This is a genomic window from Mesorhizobium sp. B2-8-9 (assembly GCF_006439475.1).
Classification (GTDB): domain Bacteria; phylum Pseudomonadota; class Alphaproteobacteria; order Rhizobiales; family Rhizobiaceae; genus Mesorhizobium.
In genome coordinates this window covers 214,001-228,737 of record NZ_VFTQ01000006.1, presented here as the reverse complement: position 1 = coordinate 228,737, position 14,737 = coordinate 214,001, and the positions used below count along the sequence as shown (strand labels likewise).

11 protein-coding genes and 1 pseudogene are annotated in these 14,737 nt (G+C 58.3%); 4 read left to right on the top strand and 8 right to left on the bottom strand.

The window, feature by feature from the left end; genetic code table 11:
- Positions 1–337: 337 nt before the first annotated feature.
- A complete protein-coding gene (locus FJ423_RS10410) occupies positions 338–1,087 on the bottom strand; it encodes an SDR family oxidoreductase (protein WP_140841387.1) in 750 nt (249 codons plus the stop codon).
- A gap of 24 nt (positions 1,088–1,111) precedes the next feature.
- Between FJ423_RS10410 and FJ423_RS10405 the strand changes: the two genes are divergently transcribed.
- Positions 1,112–2,077 (top strand): AraC family transcriptional regulator, encoded by a 966-nt coding sequence (locus FJ423_RS10405; protein WP_348642888.1) that lies wholly within the window; start codon positions 1,112–1,114, stop codon positions 2,075–2,077.
- A 123-nt stretch (positions 2,078–2,200) separates the two neighbouring features.
- On the opposite strand, the pseudogene FJ423_RS10400 reads toward FJ423_RS10405, so the two are convergent.
- From FJ423_RS10400 to FJ423_RS10385, 3 genes and pseudogenes are all read right to left on the bottom strand, one after another.
- Positions 2,201–3,643, bottom strand: a pseudogene (locus FJ423_RS10400) (winged helix-turn-helix domain-containing protein).
- Positions 3,644–3,866: 223 nt separating this feature from the next.
- The gene (locus FJ423_RS34100; protein WP_246680128.1) at positions 3,867–4,067 is read right to left on the bottom strand and encodes a hypothetical protein; all 201 of its coding nucleotides are present in this window, start codon (positions 4,065–4,067) and stop codon (positions 3,867–3,869) included.
- Between the two features lie 691 nt (positions 4,068–4,758).
- Positions 4,759–5,301 (bottom strand): tetratricopeptide repeat protein, encoded by a 543-nt coding sequence (locus tag FJ423_RS10385; RefSeq protein ID WP_246680127.1) that lies wholly within the window; start codon positions 5,299–5,301, stop codon positions 4,759–4,761.
- 817 nt (positions 5,302–6,118) lie between these two features.
- On the opposite strand from FJ423_RS10385, the gene FJ423_RS10380 reads away from it, so the two are divergent.
- The 3 genes from FJ423_RS10380 (at position 6,119) to FJ423_RS10370 (ending at position 9,971) form a co-directional block, all read left to right on the top strand.
- Positions 6,119–7,276: a glycosyltransferase gene (locus FJ423_RS10380; RefSeq protein ID WP_246680126.1), complete on the top strand. Its 1,158-nt coding sequence runs from the start codon at positions 6,119–6,121 to the stop codon at positions 7,274–7,276.
- Positions 7,277–7,633: 357 nt separating this feature from the next.
- The gene (locus FJ423_RS10375; RefSeq protein WP_140841383.1) at positions 7,634–8,944 is read left to right on the top strand and encodes a polysaccharide pyruvyl transferase family protein; all 1,311 of its coding nucleotides are present in this window, start codon (positions 7,634–7,636) and stop codon (positions 8,942–8,944) included.
- Positions 8,945–8,987: 43 nt separating this feature from the next.
- Complete coding sequence (locus FJ423_RS10370) at positions 8,988–9,971, top strand: glycosyltransferase family A protein (protein WP_140841381.1); 984 nt, start codon at positions 8,988–8,990, stop codon at positions 9,969–9,971.
- A 49-nt stretch (positions 9,972–10,020) separates the two neighbouring features.
- On the opposite strand, the gene FJ423_RS10365 is transcribed toward FJ423_RS10370, so the two are convergent.
- From FJ423_RS10365 to FJ423_RS10350, 4 genes are all read right to left on the bottom strand, one after another.
- Positions 10,021–11,157: a glycosyltransferase family 2 protein gene (locus FJ423_RS10365; RefSeq protein ID WP_140841379.1), complete on the bottom strand. Its 1,137-nt coding sequence runs from the start codon at positions 11,155–11,157 to the stop codon at positions 10,021–10,023.
- 6 nt (positions 11,158–11,163) lie between these two features.
- Positions 11,164–11,850 carry a class I SAM-dependent methyltransferase gene (locus tag FJ423_RS10360; RefSeq protein ID WP_246680125.1) on the bottom strand — a complete coding sequence of 229 codons (687 nt, stop codon included), beginning with the start codon at positions 11,848–11,850 and terminating at the stop codon, positions 11,164–11,166.
- A gap of 83 nt (positions 11,851–11,933) precedes the next feature.
- Positions 11,934–13,448, bottom strand: a complete 1,515-nt coding sequence (locus FJ423_RS10355) for an oligosaccharide flippase family protein (RefSeq protein WP_140841375.1) — start codon at positions 13,446–13,448, stop codon at positions 11,934–11,936.
- 132 nt (positions 13,449–13,580) lie between these two features.
- A complete protein-coding gene (locus tag FJ423_RS10350; protein WP_140841373.1) occupies positions 13,581–14,609 on the bottom strand; it encodes a GNAT family N-acetyltransferase in 1,029 nt (342 codons plus the stop codon).
- Positions 14,610–14,737 lie beyond the last annotated feature (128 nt).

Genomic DNA, 14,737 nt, shown 5'->3' with positions numbered 1-14,737 from the left:
GCAATTCGGGTTGAGCCGCGACCAGAAAGTTCGAAAAGCTTCCAGGAACCCCACGCGAATCTTAGTCACTAGCGATTTTAGCGCGTTCTTTCGACTGCTTTGGGGCCGTGAGCAGATCGGCAGCTTTCTGGCGTCCAATTGGTAAATCAGCCATTCAGCTCACGACGCCTTGCTGTCATTGGAATCGGACACGATAAACGGCTCGATCCAGCCCTTTGCCGCATGTGGGCAGACCCCACCATTCAGACAGGTTCTGCCGGCGAAGCGGAAAATTCGCGAAACCGGCAAAGTGTTCCTCCGTCTGACCCGAAGTGCCGGAGCCCCAGCATTCCTGCCGTCATGCGGCAAGAGCCATGGCATCGGCGCCTGCGGCCTGGCGCAACGGACAGTCCGGCTTGGTCACTGCCCGCCAAATGGCCGCAATCACGTCCGCCGGCTCGGTGATTTTCGCGTTCGCCGCCGCCGCGTGAGCGGCAAAGACCTGCTTGGCAATGGGGCCATAAGCTTCGGGAATGCCCCCCGCTTCTGCCATCTTGCCGCGTGCGTTGGCCCCGAAACGGGTCCCTGGAGCTTGGCCGGGCAGGACCAGCCGCGTGCGGATGCCGAAGGGCTCGAGCTCCAGCGCGAGGCATTCGGTAAAGGCATTCACCGCAGCCTTGCTGGCCGTGTAGATCGGTAGCAGCGGCAGCGCCTTCAGCGTTGTGCTGGAGGAAACATTGACGATCGTCCCCGCTCCGCGTTGCCGGAACTGCGGCAACACGGCGCGGACCATCTCGATCGTGCCGAAAGTGTTGGTCTCAAAAATTTCGCGAATTATCTCTTCCGGCGTGCCCTCCAGCGGTCCCATCCAGCCGATGCCCGCATTGTTTACGAGCGCATCGATCGGACCTGCTGCCTCGATCGCGCGGCCGATCGCATCGCGCTCGGTCACATCGAGTTGCAGGATGCGCAGTCGATCGGAGGCGGGCAAGACATCCTCGCGCGGGCTGCGCATCGTGGCGACGACCGACCAGCCCTTGTCGATGAAGTGGCGCGCGGTCTGCAGCCCGAAGCCAGAGGAGCATCCGGTGATCATCACGGTATTCATGGGGTGTCTCCTTTATTGGATGCTTTGGATATCGACCTTGCGGAGCAAACTTTCTATAATCGCATATCCGTTATTGTTTATCGAAAGTCCGAAATGTCAGATCCGCTTTCCGAAGTGATCGCCCTTTTGCGTCCGCGCGCGCCCTTTTCGAAGCTGGTGGACGCTTCCGGCCCCTGGCGCGTACGGCGGACCGAGGTTGGACAGGTCTACTATTGTCTGCTCCTTGCCGGTCAGGCGCGTATCGAGGTGGACGGCAAGCCGCCGATGAACCTTTGCCAAGGCGATTTCGTGCTGGTGCCGGCGGTGCAGAGCTTTTCCATGTCGAGCGCCGATCCCGAACCGCCGCCTGGGCTGGAAAGCCGCCCTTTGATCCGTCCGGACGGAACAGTGCGGATCGGGCCAGAGAATGCCGCTGTCGAGGTGCAGCAGCTCATCGGGTATTGCAGCTTCGGCGCCCCGGATGCGGAACTGCTGGTGTCGCTGCTTCCCGATATGGCCATGGTGCGGGGGGAGCAGCGTCTTGGCGACCTGGCGCGACTGGTGCGGGACGAGGCAAGAGCGGATCGCCCGGCACGCGACGTGGTTCTGGAACATCTGCTGCAGGTGCTACTGATCGAAGCTCTGCGTTCTGCGACCGAGACGAGTGCCACGCCAGGCCTGCTGCGCGGGCTGGCGGACGACCGGTTGGCCGGCCCGCTGCGCGCCATCCACGCGGCGCCAGATCGCGCATGGAGCGTCGCCGAGATGGCACGTGAGGCGGGGCTGTCCCGCTCGGCCTTCTTCACGCGATTCAACCGAGTGGTGGGCATGGCGCCGATGGAATACCTGCAAAGCTGGAGGATGACGCTGGCCAAGCACATGCTTAGAGCGCGGCAGCACAGCATCGCGCAGATTGCGGCGAAGACCGGATATGGCTCGACGAGTGCCTTCAGCTCAGCCTTCTCGCGGTGCGTGGGGGCGCCGCCAGCGCAATACGGCCGCGGTGCGTGAAGCGGCGAAATCAGTTATTTATAGCTGTGCCAGTGGGCGGCCGTAATCTGACGGTCTGCTTTCGGCAGTTGGCGCTAAGGCATCGCCTGCGGACCGCCCAGCGAACTCATGCAGTTTATGAGTCTATTCAGGTAATCCGGCTGCCCGTAATGCGCTGCCAAGAGCCTGCGCGAGCGCGGGCGCGCAATTCACGCCTGCAAACTGGCGGCTGTAGCGAAAGCCAGGCTGAAGCTCGATCACGCGGGCGGCGGCCGCCCTCGCTTCGTCCAATCAGCCAAGCTTGGCCAGCGCGGCGGCCAATTGCACATAGGTGATGCTGTGCGCCGGATTGGCTTGGACGGACTTGTAGGCAGCACGGCAAGCCTCTTCGTAACGGCCGCGCAGCAAGTGGCTCATCGCCTGCGCGTCAAATGCGGCCCAGGCCCATGAATCGAACGGGCTCAGCCGCATGCCCTGCTCGCTCCACTCTATCGCGCGCTCTGCTTCACCGCTCCATTCGAGCATGACGCTGCCGAGGATGTAGGTCAGCGCCGATGACGGGCTGATGGCAAGCGCAGCTTCCAATGCCGCGAAAGCACCGGCGCGATCATGCGCATCCATTCCGATGGAAAAGCCCGCCCATGTGAGGGCAAGCGCATCATCCTGCCCGTGGACGATGGCCGAACGCGCGTGGCGGATCGAAGACGCACGGTTGATCTCCTGCAGGCCGGCGCGAAGGAACAGGCAATGATGGCACATCGCGGCATTGCCATGCGCCAGCGCATAGGCCGGTTCGAGCGCGAGCGCACGCTCGAGCAGCACCAGCGCCCTGGTCACCTGATCCGGCATGCCTGAATCCACGTCAGGCTGGGCCTGCAGCACGAGATCATAGGCATCGAGACTGTCGGGGCGCTTGCGCTTGACTCGTTCGATTTCGGCTTTCCGCACGCTTGGCGCAATCGCTCCTACTGCTGCCAGTGCGATCTCGTCTTGGAGCGCAAAGATGTCTTCGGAGCTGCGATCGTAGCGCTCGGCCCAGACATGAGCGCCGGTCGACGCATCGATCATCTGCGCGGTAACACGAACGCTGCCGCCGGCCTTGCGCACGCTGCCTTCGAGGACATAGCGAACGCCAAGCTCGCGGCCGACCTGCTTCACGTCGATGGCGCGACCCTTGTAGCTGAAGGTCGAGTTTCGCGCGATGACGAACAGCCATTTGATGCGCGCCAGGCCTGTGATGATGTCGTCCACCATCCCATCGGCAAAATACTCCTGCTGCGGGTCGCCGCTCAAATTCGAGAACGGCAGGACCGCGATCGAGGGCTTCTCAGGCAAGCTCGGTGCCGACGCGGCGCGGGTGGTGGCCGAGGTGTCGGGAAGATTGGTGGCGACAGCCGGTCCGACATAGCGATAGCCGCGGCGCGGCAGCGTCTCGATCCAACTCGCGACATTCGCCGCGTCGGCCAGAGTCCGGCGCAAGGCTGCGATCTGAACCGTCAGATTGTTGTCGGCAACCGCCGATCCACCCCAGCCGGCGTCGATCAGCGCGTCCTTCGATACGGGTTGATGGCCGGGAAGAGCAGGCATATGTTTGGATAACGCGACGCCTCCTTCGCCCGATGTTGTAAGCGTCGCGTCGGGTCTGGCAGCCCCCGATGAGAGCTCGCGCCTCCCCTCGCGGCTGCGTGGCTCTTCTGCTGCATGACGAACGGCTTCTCGATCATGAGGCTATTCGGGACGCCCAAAGAGGGCCAGTCTACGGCCCCATTGGCGCTCATGTAGATCACCGGAACCGTTGGATTCACGTTTCTCAGGTGCCTGGCCACTGCCACCCGTCAGTGCCGTCGCCAAGCCTGATATCGGTTATGAGCGCGAGGACACGCTCGGGATCGTCATCAAAGACTGAAATCGCATCCTCCCCCCTATAGGAGGTGACCACCTCAAACCCCGCTTCTTCAAGAGAGTGTTCAATATCGAGAAGGATGACTGATTCGTCCTCGACCACAAGCACGGCGCAACGTCATGATGCAAGCATCGCGATGAGCGGCGAGCTCGACCCCGTGCTGCTTATCTCCTTTTCGCCAGAAGGCGAGCCGTTGCCCAATTCTGCTGACGCTTGGTCGGGCTGCATAGGCCATGACCTGCAGTCGCCGATCTTTCATCCAAGACCGACGTCCGATGACAAGGCGTGTTCGCGGGTTGGGCCACTCCGCTATACAGGAAAGAGCACTGGTCCAATTTGCTAGTCATAGCACGGCGTAATCTCGCGGAATTAGGTAGGGGATCGCATTTCAATTCCAGAGTATGGCGCCTAGTGCAAGAGACCATCCCTGTCACGTGTCGGCCGAGTCGGACCGGGGGAAACTCGGGCCGTATCCTTGTCTGCACCTGTCTTCCGTTTGGAAACAATCCATGTTGCCAACGCGAAGTATGTGACCTGGAACAAAACCGCGGTTACGATGGTCCAGCCCAAAGCCTGCCAGATCGACCCTGTGGCCTCATAGCTCCAGAACGCAACGATGCCCGACGTCGTGAGCATCCCAATCAGAAACTGCGGAAAATACATCGGGTTGAATACCGGGAGCAGAGAGTTAAGGAAATCTTAATTTAGCAATTGCTGGACTATGATGTCGAGTTTATTCTGGTCAGAATTCTCGCCGCGAGTCGACTGATTGGGAATGACGAACCCAATGCGAGGTAGCTTATGGTCGCGTTGGCGGGCTTAACTCAGCACGAAATCGGCGAGTTCGTCGGTACCTATTGATATCTTGCGCTGCCGCTAGCTCAAGCCAAGCACGGCCGGCGACTGGCTCGTGCTCCCCGGCGACACCCTTGACGAGATATCGGCCGAGCATGAGTTGGGCCGGCGCGTGTCCCCGCTCGGCGGCGAACCATTTCTGCGCGGCCTTGTGATCGAGCGACAGGTCATGGCTGGCCTCGAACAATGCATCGCATGCGAACATGGCAGAGACGTGACTGGCGGCCGCGGCCTGCTTGAAGAGATGCGCCGCGGCTAACGGAGAACTTTCGCCGCCGCGCCCGTTCAGCAGCATTTCCGCCGGAGCCGCCTGTGCGTCCGCCATGCCGAGGTCGCCCACTCGCTTGAACCACAAGCGGGCATGGGCGAGATCGCTGGGCACACCCCGCCCGTCCTGAAGCATGCGTGCGTACATATACTGCGCCTGGGTGACGCCTTCGGCCGCTCGCCTCATCCATTGCGCCGCCCGTTCCTGGTCCTTGCCCACCTCCCTTCGTTGAAGCAGAGGCCGAGGCTGAAGGCCGCTATCAAATCACCGGACCAGGCCGCCGCCTCAAACCAGCCGGCAAGATCGTTACTGTCGTCGAGATTTCCGGCACCTTCGAGGACAAGGTTGGCGAAGGGCCGGTGCCAATCTTGGCAATTTTTCCAACATGTCAACGGCGCCCGTGGCCTCCTCGCAATCAAGGCTCGAGAGCAGCAATGTGCCACCAAGGATCGCTATCTCTTCGGTGGAGCTATCGATAACCTGACACAGCCCCTCCCCGTCTTGCCGTTTTGAAATCAATCGCGCAAGGGATACAGCGGTCACTGCGCCGCCGCAGGTGTCATCTGTGCCAAGGACGCCGAACTGAAAGACAATATCCTGTAGTTGGCACGACGATCGATTGAATGCTTCCCAGTCGGCACCCGGGGGAATTGTCCCGTCGTGGGCATATGATGCTCAATAGTAGCAATTTGTGCGGACAGGACGGTGAACGGTTGCAGAGGCGACGACGAAACTCCACGCTGCGGCCATTATGCGCGAACCGGGGCATGAAATCGGACCGAAGCGGCCGTTTCGCTGCAGCGCGGGGTTGCAAACAACGATGGCTAGATTCGGACTTCGTCTCTGGTAGCTCCGGTACAAGCCATCCGATAAGCTTACAACCATCCTTCTCTTTTTGGCGATCCCTCTACCCCCACGGGTTCTGTTGACAAGAGGCACCTTGGCGATACGTTTGCAACGGTGATTTTTCGGTCCTGCGCGCATCCTGGATAGGAGCCGTCGACGGTTTGGACAACTAGGATTGGAGGGACGGGTTTTGCTGCATATCGAGAAGCGGCAAGCCCCCGGGGGGTCGGCAAGTGGAGGATCGACTCGTACAGAGCCGCTCGCGGCCGCAGTCGTCGATCGTCCACTGTTTGAAAATTCCTTATCGATATTGAACAGGACTGGTGCGTGGCACATCGCCAAGGATCTTTGCCAGGAGTTCGTGCCAGAGCACGCACAGGTTCGGTATTGGCGACTCGGCTCGATCGCTCCCGAAGGCCTGGCCCGCAAGATCGCGGCCCGGCTGATGATGCTGGAAATCAGCTGGCTCAAGGATAGCCGACACTTGCTGATCGGCGGCAAAGCCGCGGGCAGTAACTCGCGGGTCTTTCTTGATCCGCTCTTTGTGCTGAGATCGGAGTTGGCTGAGAAGGATATTGTCCTTTGCCACGATGTCGGTCCTCTGAGTCATAGCTTCCTCTATGATGCTGTGACCGTTGCGAATTATCGTATTGCGTATGAAAAGATCCGCCGGCATAGGCCTGGCATTGTTTTCGTCAGCGATTGGTCGAAGGATAACTTCATTTCCATCTATGGGCTGGACTTCCGCTTCCTGACAACGATTCCACTATATGTGCGAACGGGCCTGTTCGACGGCCCCCAGGAAATCCTTCCCGGTATCGGCGGGAGGTTTTTCCTGACGGTCGGTGCCTTCGAAACGCGCAAGAACCAGATCGCCGCGCTCAAGGCATATCGGGACGGCGGGTTCTGTGAACAGGGTATAAAATACGTGCTCTGCGGTCCGAAAGGCCAGGGGCGCGACAAGATCATTGATTTCGCGAAATCGGTAGCCGGGGTGTTGATGCCGGGATATGTGCCGGACAGCCAGTTGCGCTGGCTTTACGCACATGCGGAGGCATTCGTTCTGCCGAGCCTTCTGGAGGGGTTCGGGATGCCCGCCTTGGAAGCCGCCTACATGGGCCTGCTACCAATCGTGTCCGAAGAAAGCGCGTTGGTGGAAGCCGTCGAGGGTGTCTGCGCGCAGGTAGCGCCAAAGGACCCTTCTGCAATCGGACAAGCGATGCGGCTCGCTCTCTCGCGGAGTTCAGCCGAAAAGGCGCGCACCAGCCGCGAGCTGCGCGAAGTTGCTCTGCGCGCCTCGAAGCAACGCTTTCTGCAGGGCTGGAGAGGCCTGTTGCTCGGAGAATAGACGTGACGTAGCGACCCTTGGTTGCCGCACTGGCATACGTCGGCTGGAGAGCAGCGGCCAAAAGAGGTAGGCCGCGCGATATCAGAATGGGCAAATTGCCCGCTAGCTGGCGAAGCTTCCATTATGAGTCGGCTTTCGGCAAGAGCCACATAGTCAGGGAGCACATATTTTCCATCGGGCAAGCGCGCTATTCTGCACCTGGTAAATTGTCAGGCTGGCTCTTCAAGAGCGGATTGCGCGGTCGTCTACAGCATGAATTTGGCGGTCGATCCCAGCATTCTCGATCCTTGGCTTGCGAATGGTCGGAGCTACGAAGAACCGAAGCCTTCAACGCCTTTCTTACCAGCGGAACGATAGATGAAAACGAGCTTCGACATCCGCAGCAACGACGTGACCGCGTCGCCCTTCACTCCATCTGAAAGCGCCAAGACCCGGCACATAACTTCGTCAGCGAAGGCGCCGACGGTTGCCCTTTTTGGCAATTTTGGAAGCAACAACACCGGCAACGAAGGGTCGCTTCTGACAATGGTGGACTTCCTCCGCCGCGCGCGGCCTGAGGCGCGACTTTTCTGTGTATGCGCCCATCCCTCCGTGGTGCAGCGCACGCTTGGAATACCGGCCATCTCAATCCGGCGCGCCAGCCACTACTCGGAAATTTCGAACAAAGCTGTCAGGGTTCCTGTCCGGTTGATCGGAAAGCTTAGAGACCTTGCAAGGGCATTTCGCGAGATACGCCAAGCTGACGTGATGATCGTTCCCGGCACCGGAATTCTTGACGACTTCGGCGATCCACCTCAGGGCATGCCGCTGGATGTCCTAATTTGGTGTCTGGCCGCCCGATTGTCGGGAACAAAGGTGGCTTTCGCGAGCGTGGGAGCCGGTCCGATCGACCATCCGGTCAGCCGTTGGCTGATGGTCTCTGCCGCCAAGCTGGCGCACTATCGTTCGTACCGCGATATCCAGTCGAGGGTGTTTATGGAAAACGCCGGCGTGAACACGGTGAATGACGCCGTGTATCCCGACATCGTCTTCAAACTCGCCACTCCGGTGGTGTCTGCTCGCACCGTCTCCGATGCCACGGCCCTCACCGTTGGCGTCGGGGTAATGCGGTACAAGGGTTGGTACGGCTTCGCCAAGGGCGGCCAAGCCATATTCGATAGCTATCTCGATAAATTGGCGCGGTTTGTCATCTATCTCCTGGAAAGAGGGCATCGGATCAAGCTGCTCACGGGAGAAGCCACTGACATGGAGGCAGTAGATGCGCTCCTTGCAAGGCTGCGCTTGTGTGCCGCAAGCCGCTTGCAGGAACGCGTTACCACCGGATTGTCAGACACGCTCCATAGCCTGATGGAACAGATTTCCGAAACCGACATCGTCGTTGCCACGCGCTTTCACAACGTTGTATGCGCGCTCAAGATGGAAAAGCCGGTCATTTCACTTGGCTATTCGGCAAAGAACGATGCGCTATTGGCGGAAATGGGCTTGGGCGAATATTGCCAACAGGCAGACTGTTTTGACGTTGACACGCTGATTGCTCACTTTGAGCGCGCGGCCGGCGCCGGCCCGGAAATAAGGGGGGTCATTCGCGCGCGCAATCTCGCGTTTGGTAAACTGTTGGACCTGCAACAAGAACGCCTGCTATCCGAAATGCTTCCGCGGCGCCGCTGATGCAACGTCCCTTGGCTAACGGAGCTCGCCGGTAGAGGTCACTATGCCTAGCCTGGACGTCATCATCCCGTGTTACAATTATGCGGCTCTTCTACCGCAATGCGTTGCCAGCATACTCGCGCACGATATTCTAACTCGTAGCCTGGACAAACTCAGGATTGTCATCATCGACAATGCCTCGAGCGACAACAGTGTCGAGGTCGCGAGAACGCTCGCCGAAAGCAATCCGAGAATCCAGCTCATCTGCCACGAGAAGAACCTAGGCCCTCACGCCTCCTTCAATGAAGCGATCGATCTCGCGCAAGCGGACTACTTTATGATTCTTTGCGCAGATGATCTTGCCGCGGCACACGCCATTTCATCAGGCATTCAACTGCTGGAGCGCTTTCCAAACGCCTCGTTCGTACTGGGAACCTACGTCGAGTTTTTTTCAGACAAGACACCACCGGAAGCTCAGCCACAGCCTTCCGGCTACTGTCTGTCCAATGGGGACAGCTTTATTGAGAGATGCTGCGCTGGTTTCGAGCCGGTGCCCGCCCACGCAATATTGGTTCGAACGCTGACACAGAAGAAGATAGGGCACTACCGCGTTTCATTGCCCTATATGGACGACCTGGAGATGGTGCTTCGACTGGCGACGACGGGAGCGGTTGTCGAAATGGACAGCCCGCTGGCCTTTCGTCGGATACATTCTTCCAACAGCCTCTCGGAATCGCTTTGGGATCAAAAGTTGGGCCTTTTGAAGGAGAGCGAGGCCACCTTCGGATCCTTCTTCAGCAATGAAGGATCTGAAGTTCCTGACGCCAAGCGTCTCCACAGGATTGTTCGTCGAAAGCTGGCCGAGGTGGCGTACTGGTCAGCAGCGTCGCATTTGTTCAAAGGCAAACGGGCACAGGCAAGGGACCTGTTCAACTATTGTCGTGGTTTGGACAGGTCGGCGATTGTCTTCCCCCCCGTGAGCTACCTGTTTCGCAAGCCGGGCGCATTCAAGCGTGTGGCAGCCGTCATTGCCCACACGTTGCGATAAACTTGGTTTCCACACAGCTTTCAGGCAGCAGCGGCCGAGGCCTCGCCGATCACGTCGTTTCGAAGGGCAAATGCCGTAGAATCCGCGAGACAAGGCGCACCCCCCCATATGCAGTCGAGGCTGCTTTGTCGGAGGGACAGCAAACAATCAAAGCTATCAGCAAGTAGGCTTGCCAGAGGCGGTTGTGGAAACAGGCAGCCTCTTTGAAGAGGGCAACCGCCTTACTTCTAAAGCCCGAATTTAGTGCGATGCATGCGGTTTCATAGACATAGTGCCTGCGCACCAGTGACAGTTCAGGATCGTTGCGGTTCTGGCTCCAATGCAGCTGATCGAAATAGTGCAGACGGTTCATGCGAAAGGAATAGGCATTCGAGCCGCCGGCGAGATGATCCTCTTTCATAGGGCCCGCATTCAGGCTGCGCTCATGCTTCCGCGCAGACGGGACCGATATGAAATTTGTCCGAAAATGGTGAGCAAGCAACGCCTGGAAAGGATAGTCTTCCGCGCTGCGCCGGGACGTGTCAAAGCTTCCGACGACTTGTAGAGCGTGACGCGTCACAACAGTCGTCGGAAGCCATGCGAAATAACCCCAACGCGTGTGATGAAAGATATGTCCTTGGTACAGAAAGGCACCTTGGGCTTCGCAGGCCTGCAAATGTTTTGTTCCCCATCGTCCGATTTGCTGTCTCGACTGAAAAACGCGCAGGTAATCGTCCGTCTCGCCAGGTCCAAGATCCAAGGCATGCGAGCCAATCGCACGAGCTTCTGGAAGATACGCGTTGACAATGCGATCCTTCAGCACTCGTCTGCTCGTGTCTTCTTCGAAGAATTCCAGGGTGACGTAGTGATCTTCCGGAAACGCTCTCAGGAACCCGACGGACAGGTCGAGAAAATAGGGTAGCCATTCGTCATCCGAGTCCAGGAACGCTATCAGGCGCCCCCTACTTGCGGCGATACCCGTGTTGCGTGCGGCGGCCACGCCCAGATTGTGCTGGCGGATCACCTGGATGCGCGGGTCTTTACCGAAGTCAAGTTGCGCGGTTGAATCCGTCGAGCCGTCATCGACAATCACCAGTTCCCAATCTTGGAACGTCTGGCCTGTTATGCTGTCAACGGCACGAGTGAGCGTGTCAGCGCGATTGTATGTGGGCAGGATGATCGACACTTCTGGAAGCGGCGAAGCCATCTGACCTCATCCCAGAGTATCGCCGGCAGATTGTCGGGAATGATCCCGCTGGCCGGCAACTGGGCGCCCCCCGCGCGCCAATGCAAGAAGATTGAATTGCTCGAAAATCGAGGCGGCTAGTCGCGGCCTGGTGCGGGACAGATACCGCCTTGCCTCATAGACGAGCCGTGATCGAAAATGCTTGGGGATCATCTTCTTGGTAACGTCGAAATCATCTGTGTAGGAGAAATCGACCACCTCGTATCCTGCGTCAGAAAGAGTAGCCATTGCCGTTTCGGCGGAAAAATAATGCAAATGCCCGTACCGTTCTCGCATATACAGCATCCAGTTTGACTTAAACAACACTCCTTTTGCCGTGATATCGAGGGGGATATGAAAAATAAACCAGCTGGCTCTATCGCGAACTGATTCCAGAAATCCTATGTAGTCACTGACATGTTCGAACACATCCAACAAAAGAATCAAGTCAAATTCTTTCGAACTCGACTTCACGAAGTCGTCCTCATAAAACTTAAGTCGTTCATTCTCTTTTGCCTTTGCAACCGCGATTGCTTGCGGCGAGATATCGAAGCCGCTAAATTCAATATCGGGGTCGAGGGCGTTTTGTAATTCTGCAAGCACCTCTCCTACTCCACACCCGACGTCGCATGCCGTTTCAAAAACAAGAGAATTTCTGCTGATCAACTTCAGCACGTTCGCAGCCTTCCACGGGGACTCACTCGCGTGCCACCCCGTAGCCTTCTGTGAATAGGTGCCATCGATATACTGGTTCGATTTCATTTCGCTTGACCCGCGGCGGGCTGATTGCCTTCGATGACCGCCAGAAGACTCGAACTGGTTTGACGGCGCCTGGCTATCGTGAGCGCAACGAATTTGACGGCGTGATTGAGCTCGGCGATCGCCGAGTGCTTGAAAAGCCAGACCGACAGCACCCAGCCAATGCCTGAGAGGGCGGCGGCTATCGTCGCGGCGACCATGTTGATCTGCAAGGGGTAGCAAGTGAGGGCGACCACTGCCGGTCCGACGGCACTGCCCACCGTCACCGCTGCACTCTTCCAGAGAGATAGTGTGAACTCCAACCAGGTCATTCGTATGTGGCGTCGAAGGATAACCAGTGACACGAAGGCCTGGAACGGAACGGCCACAAGCAGGCTGAGCGCCATGCGGTGCATGCCGAACGGAGCTGCTGCCAACAGCATAAGGGCGGAAATCGGCCACACAATAAGCGAGCGCAGGAAGGCTTCGCGGATGGCGCCGACTGCCATGAGAACACAATAGTTCAATCCGAAACTGAAGGAGAACAGGCCGGCCACGGCAGCAATCTGTATCAGCGGCACGATCTCGAGCCACTGTTCCCCGTAGAGAAACACGACGATGGGATGGGCAAGGATCGCCAGCACACAAAGGGCAGGCCAGTGTACGACCGTGGTATAGCTCAACGCCGCCAGGTAGCTGGCCTTGAGGTTACCCCCGTCTCTGGCCTCGGACGAAAATTTGGAAAAGACGACGGCAATCGAGCTGGCGAGGAAGATTTTGTCGGGCAATTGGGCGACCGTCAGGGCCCGATTGAACAGGCCTGCGGCACTGAACGAAAGCACGCGGCCAAGAACCAGATACGGAACCTGATCATACATTCGCGCAAGCATCGCTATCAGGCCGTTATACGAGCCGAAAACAAGCACCCCCTTCCAGTTTCTGAACAAGGGTCTAAGAATCCAGAACTGCCTACGAAGCGAGAGTGCAAGAACGCCGCCAACGACAGCCGAGACGAACCACGCGACGGAGAAGCTCATATAGCTGAAACCGAACGCTGCGAGCGTGATCGCGGTGAGCGCGCCGGAACCCGCCATTGCCATGTTTACAAGAGCGGCTTGTCCAAATGCCATCTCGCGTCGCATGAGCGCCGTTATCGGAGCTGCAACGACCTCGACAAGTATTGCCGCCGATATCAGACGCAGGTACGGGACGAGGCCGCTCTCTCCGTACATGCGAGCAATCAACGGGGCGGAAACGAATAGAAAAATTGAGATCTGCAATGTCAGCGCCAGCATCACCGTAAATACAGCGCGGAGATCATCCTTTGATAGGTTGGGCCGCTGAACGATAAAAGAGGTGCTTGAGAATTCCCGCAAGGATAGCACAAGCCCGACAACGGCGGATCCCGTTACCGAGATGCCGATCTCGCGCGGCGTCAGAAGCCTCGAGACGGCGATCATCAGGCCAAAGTTGACGGCTAGACCGAAGTATCGGTCGGCCGCGGTATACACGAGAGCTTTTCTGACCGAGTTCATTTGACCAATTTCACATGACTGACGAAGGCCGCGGCGAGGCGGGCCCAGAGAATGAGGCGACCGTTTGATGTGCTGCGACGGTAGTCATAGGTCGTGCTCATCTGCTGTACCGCGACTGGTTGGCCTGCCTGGCTACTCGGCTGTGCGACGGGCTAGTGCGGTCCTGCGCAACTTTCCCAGTGCCCGATCGAATTGGTATCTCACCACGTTGCCGCAGACCCGTGTCTCGTACTTCACTCCCCTAGCCGGAGCAAAGCGCTGTTTATAGGCGTGGCCACCACCCAAATCGACGCTTTCCAGGTTCAGCTTTTGCGCCACTTCGAAGGTCAGGTAGAGTATATATGTGCCAATATCTTGCTTTTCATACTCGCGGCTTCGAAAGTACACCCCGGCAACAAGTGCATTGTTATGTATAAAGCAATTTGCCCCACCAACTTGACGGTCGCCATCCCTCAACATGAGGGAGATATGGCGACCCTCGCGTTCCAGGTATTCGGCCGCCGTAATGCGATCGGCAAGCTCACCCTTGTCGACCCCCCACGCCTTGCCCCATTCCATGATGATGGTTCTGGCTGCGCCCGGCTGGTTCATCGCGAGTGAAAATCCGCTGCATTTTTTTCGAGCGCCCCGGATCGCGTATAACTTGCCGGTCTTGCGCCAATAGGCTTCGAAATCGTCCGACGTTTCCATTCCAAAGCTTGGCTCGGACCAAAGCAGACGAATTGCCTCATGGCTTGGTGGCTCTCTTTCTGACCGCCAAAATCCAAGGTCGACAGTAACGCCCAAGCTCGCGACAGCGTCCAGAAGCCGGCCGGGCTGTGAAGGCAGGACAAATCCAGGAACGACATAGTGAGTTACCGGCACCCAACGTGCGTCTTGCGTCCGACGCAGCGCCGCTATAGCGACAGGCGCGCCTTTGTCGTGGACAAGCGCGATCAACTTCCTGTTGCCAGTGGAGCCAGTGGCCAGCAACTGGAACAGTTTGTGCGGGCAGGCATCCGACTCAGGCAGGCGTGACAGCGCATCGTCCAGGTCCGTGTTCCATTGCCGGAACCAGGTTACTCGCGGCTTTTGCCGAACTGCATTCGATGCATGACGTTCCGGGCTGATCGGCTGGGCCGTCAAACTGATCCCCTTTGCCTCGGATTGCGCCTGCCACATCCAATTGCTCCGCATTCGCATTCAATCCCACGCTCACAGTATGAGTGCGCAGATTGTGTGCAAACCTCCCTAAAAGGCTGCGATTGCCTGCAGATCGCCTACGAAAGCGGTAGTTCAATTTTCCTGAT

Excerpts from the sequence above, each read along its gene's own strand:
- FJ423_RS10410 (WP_140841387.1), bottom strand. The coding sequence starts at position 1,087 with ATGAATACCGTGATGATCACCGGATGCTCCTCTGGCTTCGGGCTGCAG.
- FJ423_RS10375 (WP_140841383.1), top strand. The coding sequence starts at position 7,634 with ATGAAAACGAGCTTCGACATCCGCAGCAACGACGTGACCGCGTCGCCC.
- FJ423_RS10370 (WP_140841381.1), top strand. The coding sequence starts at position 8,988 with ATGCCTAGCCTGGACGTCATCATCCCGTGTTACAATTATGCGGCTCTT.
- FJ423_RS10365 (WP_140841379.1), bottom strand. The coding sequence starts at position 11,157 with ATGGCTTCGCCGCTTCCAGAAGTGTCGATCATCCTGCCCACATACAAT.
- FJ423_RS10355 (WP_140841375.1), bottom strand. The coding sequence starts at position 13,448 with ATGAACTCGGTCAGAAAAGCTCTCGTGTATACCGCGGCCGACCGATAC.
- FJ423_RS10350 (WP_140841373.1), bottom strand. The coding sequence starts at position 14,609 with ATGTGGCAGGCGCAATCCGAGGCAAAGGGGATCAGTTTGACGGCCCAG.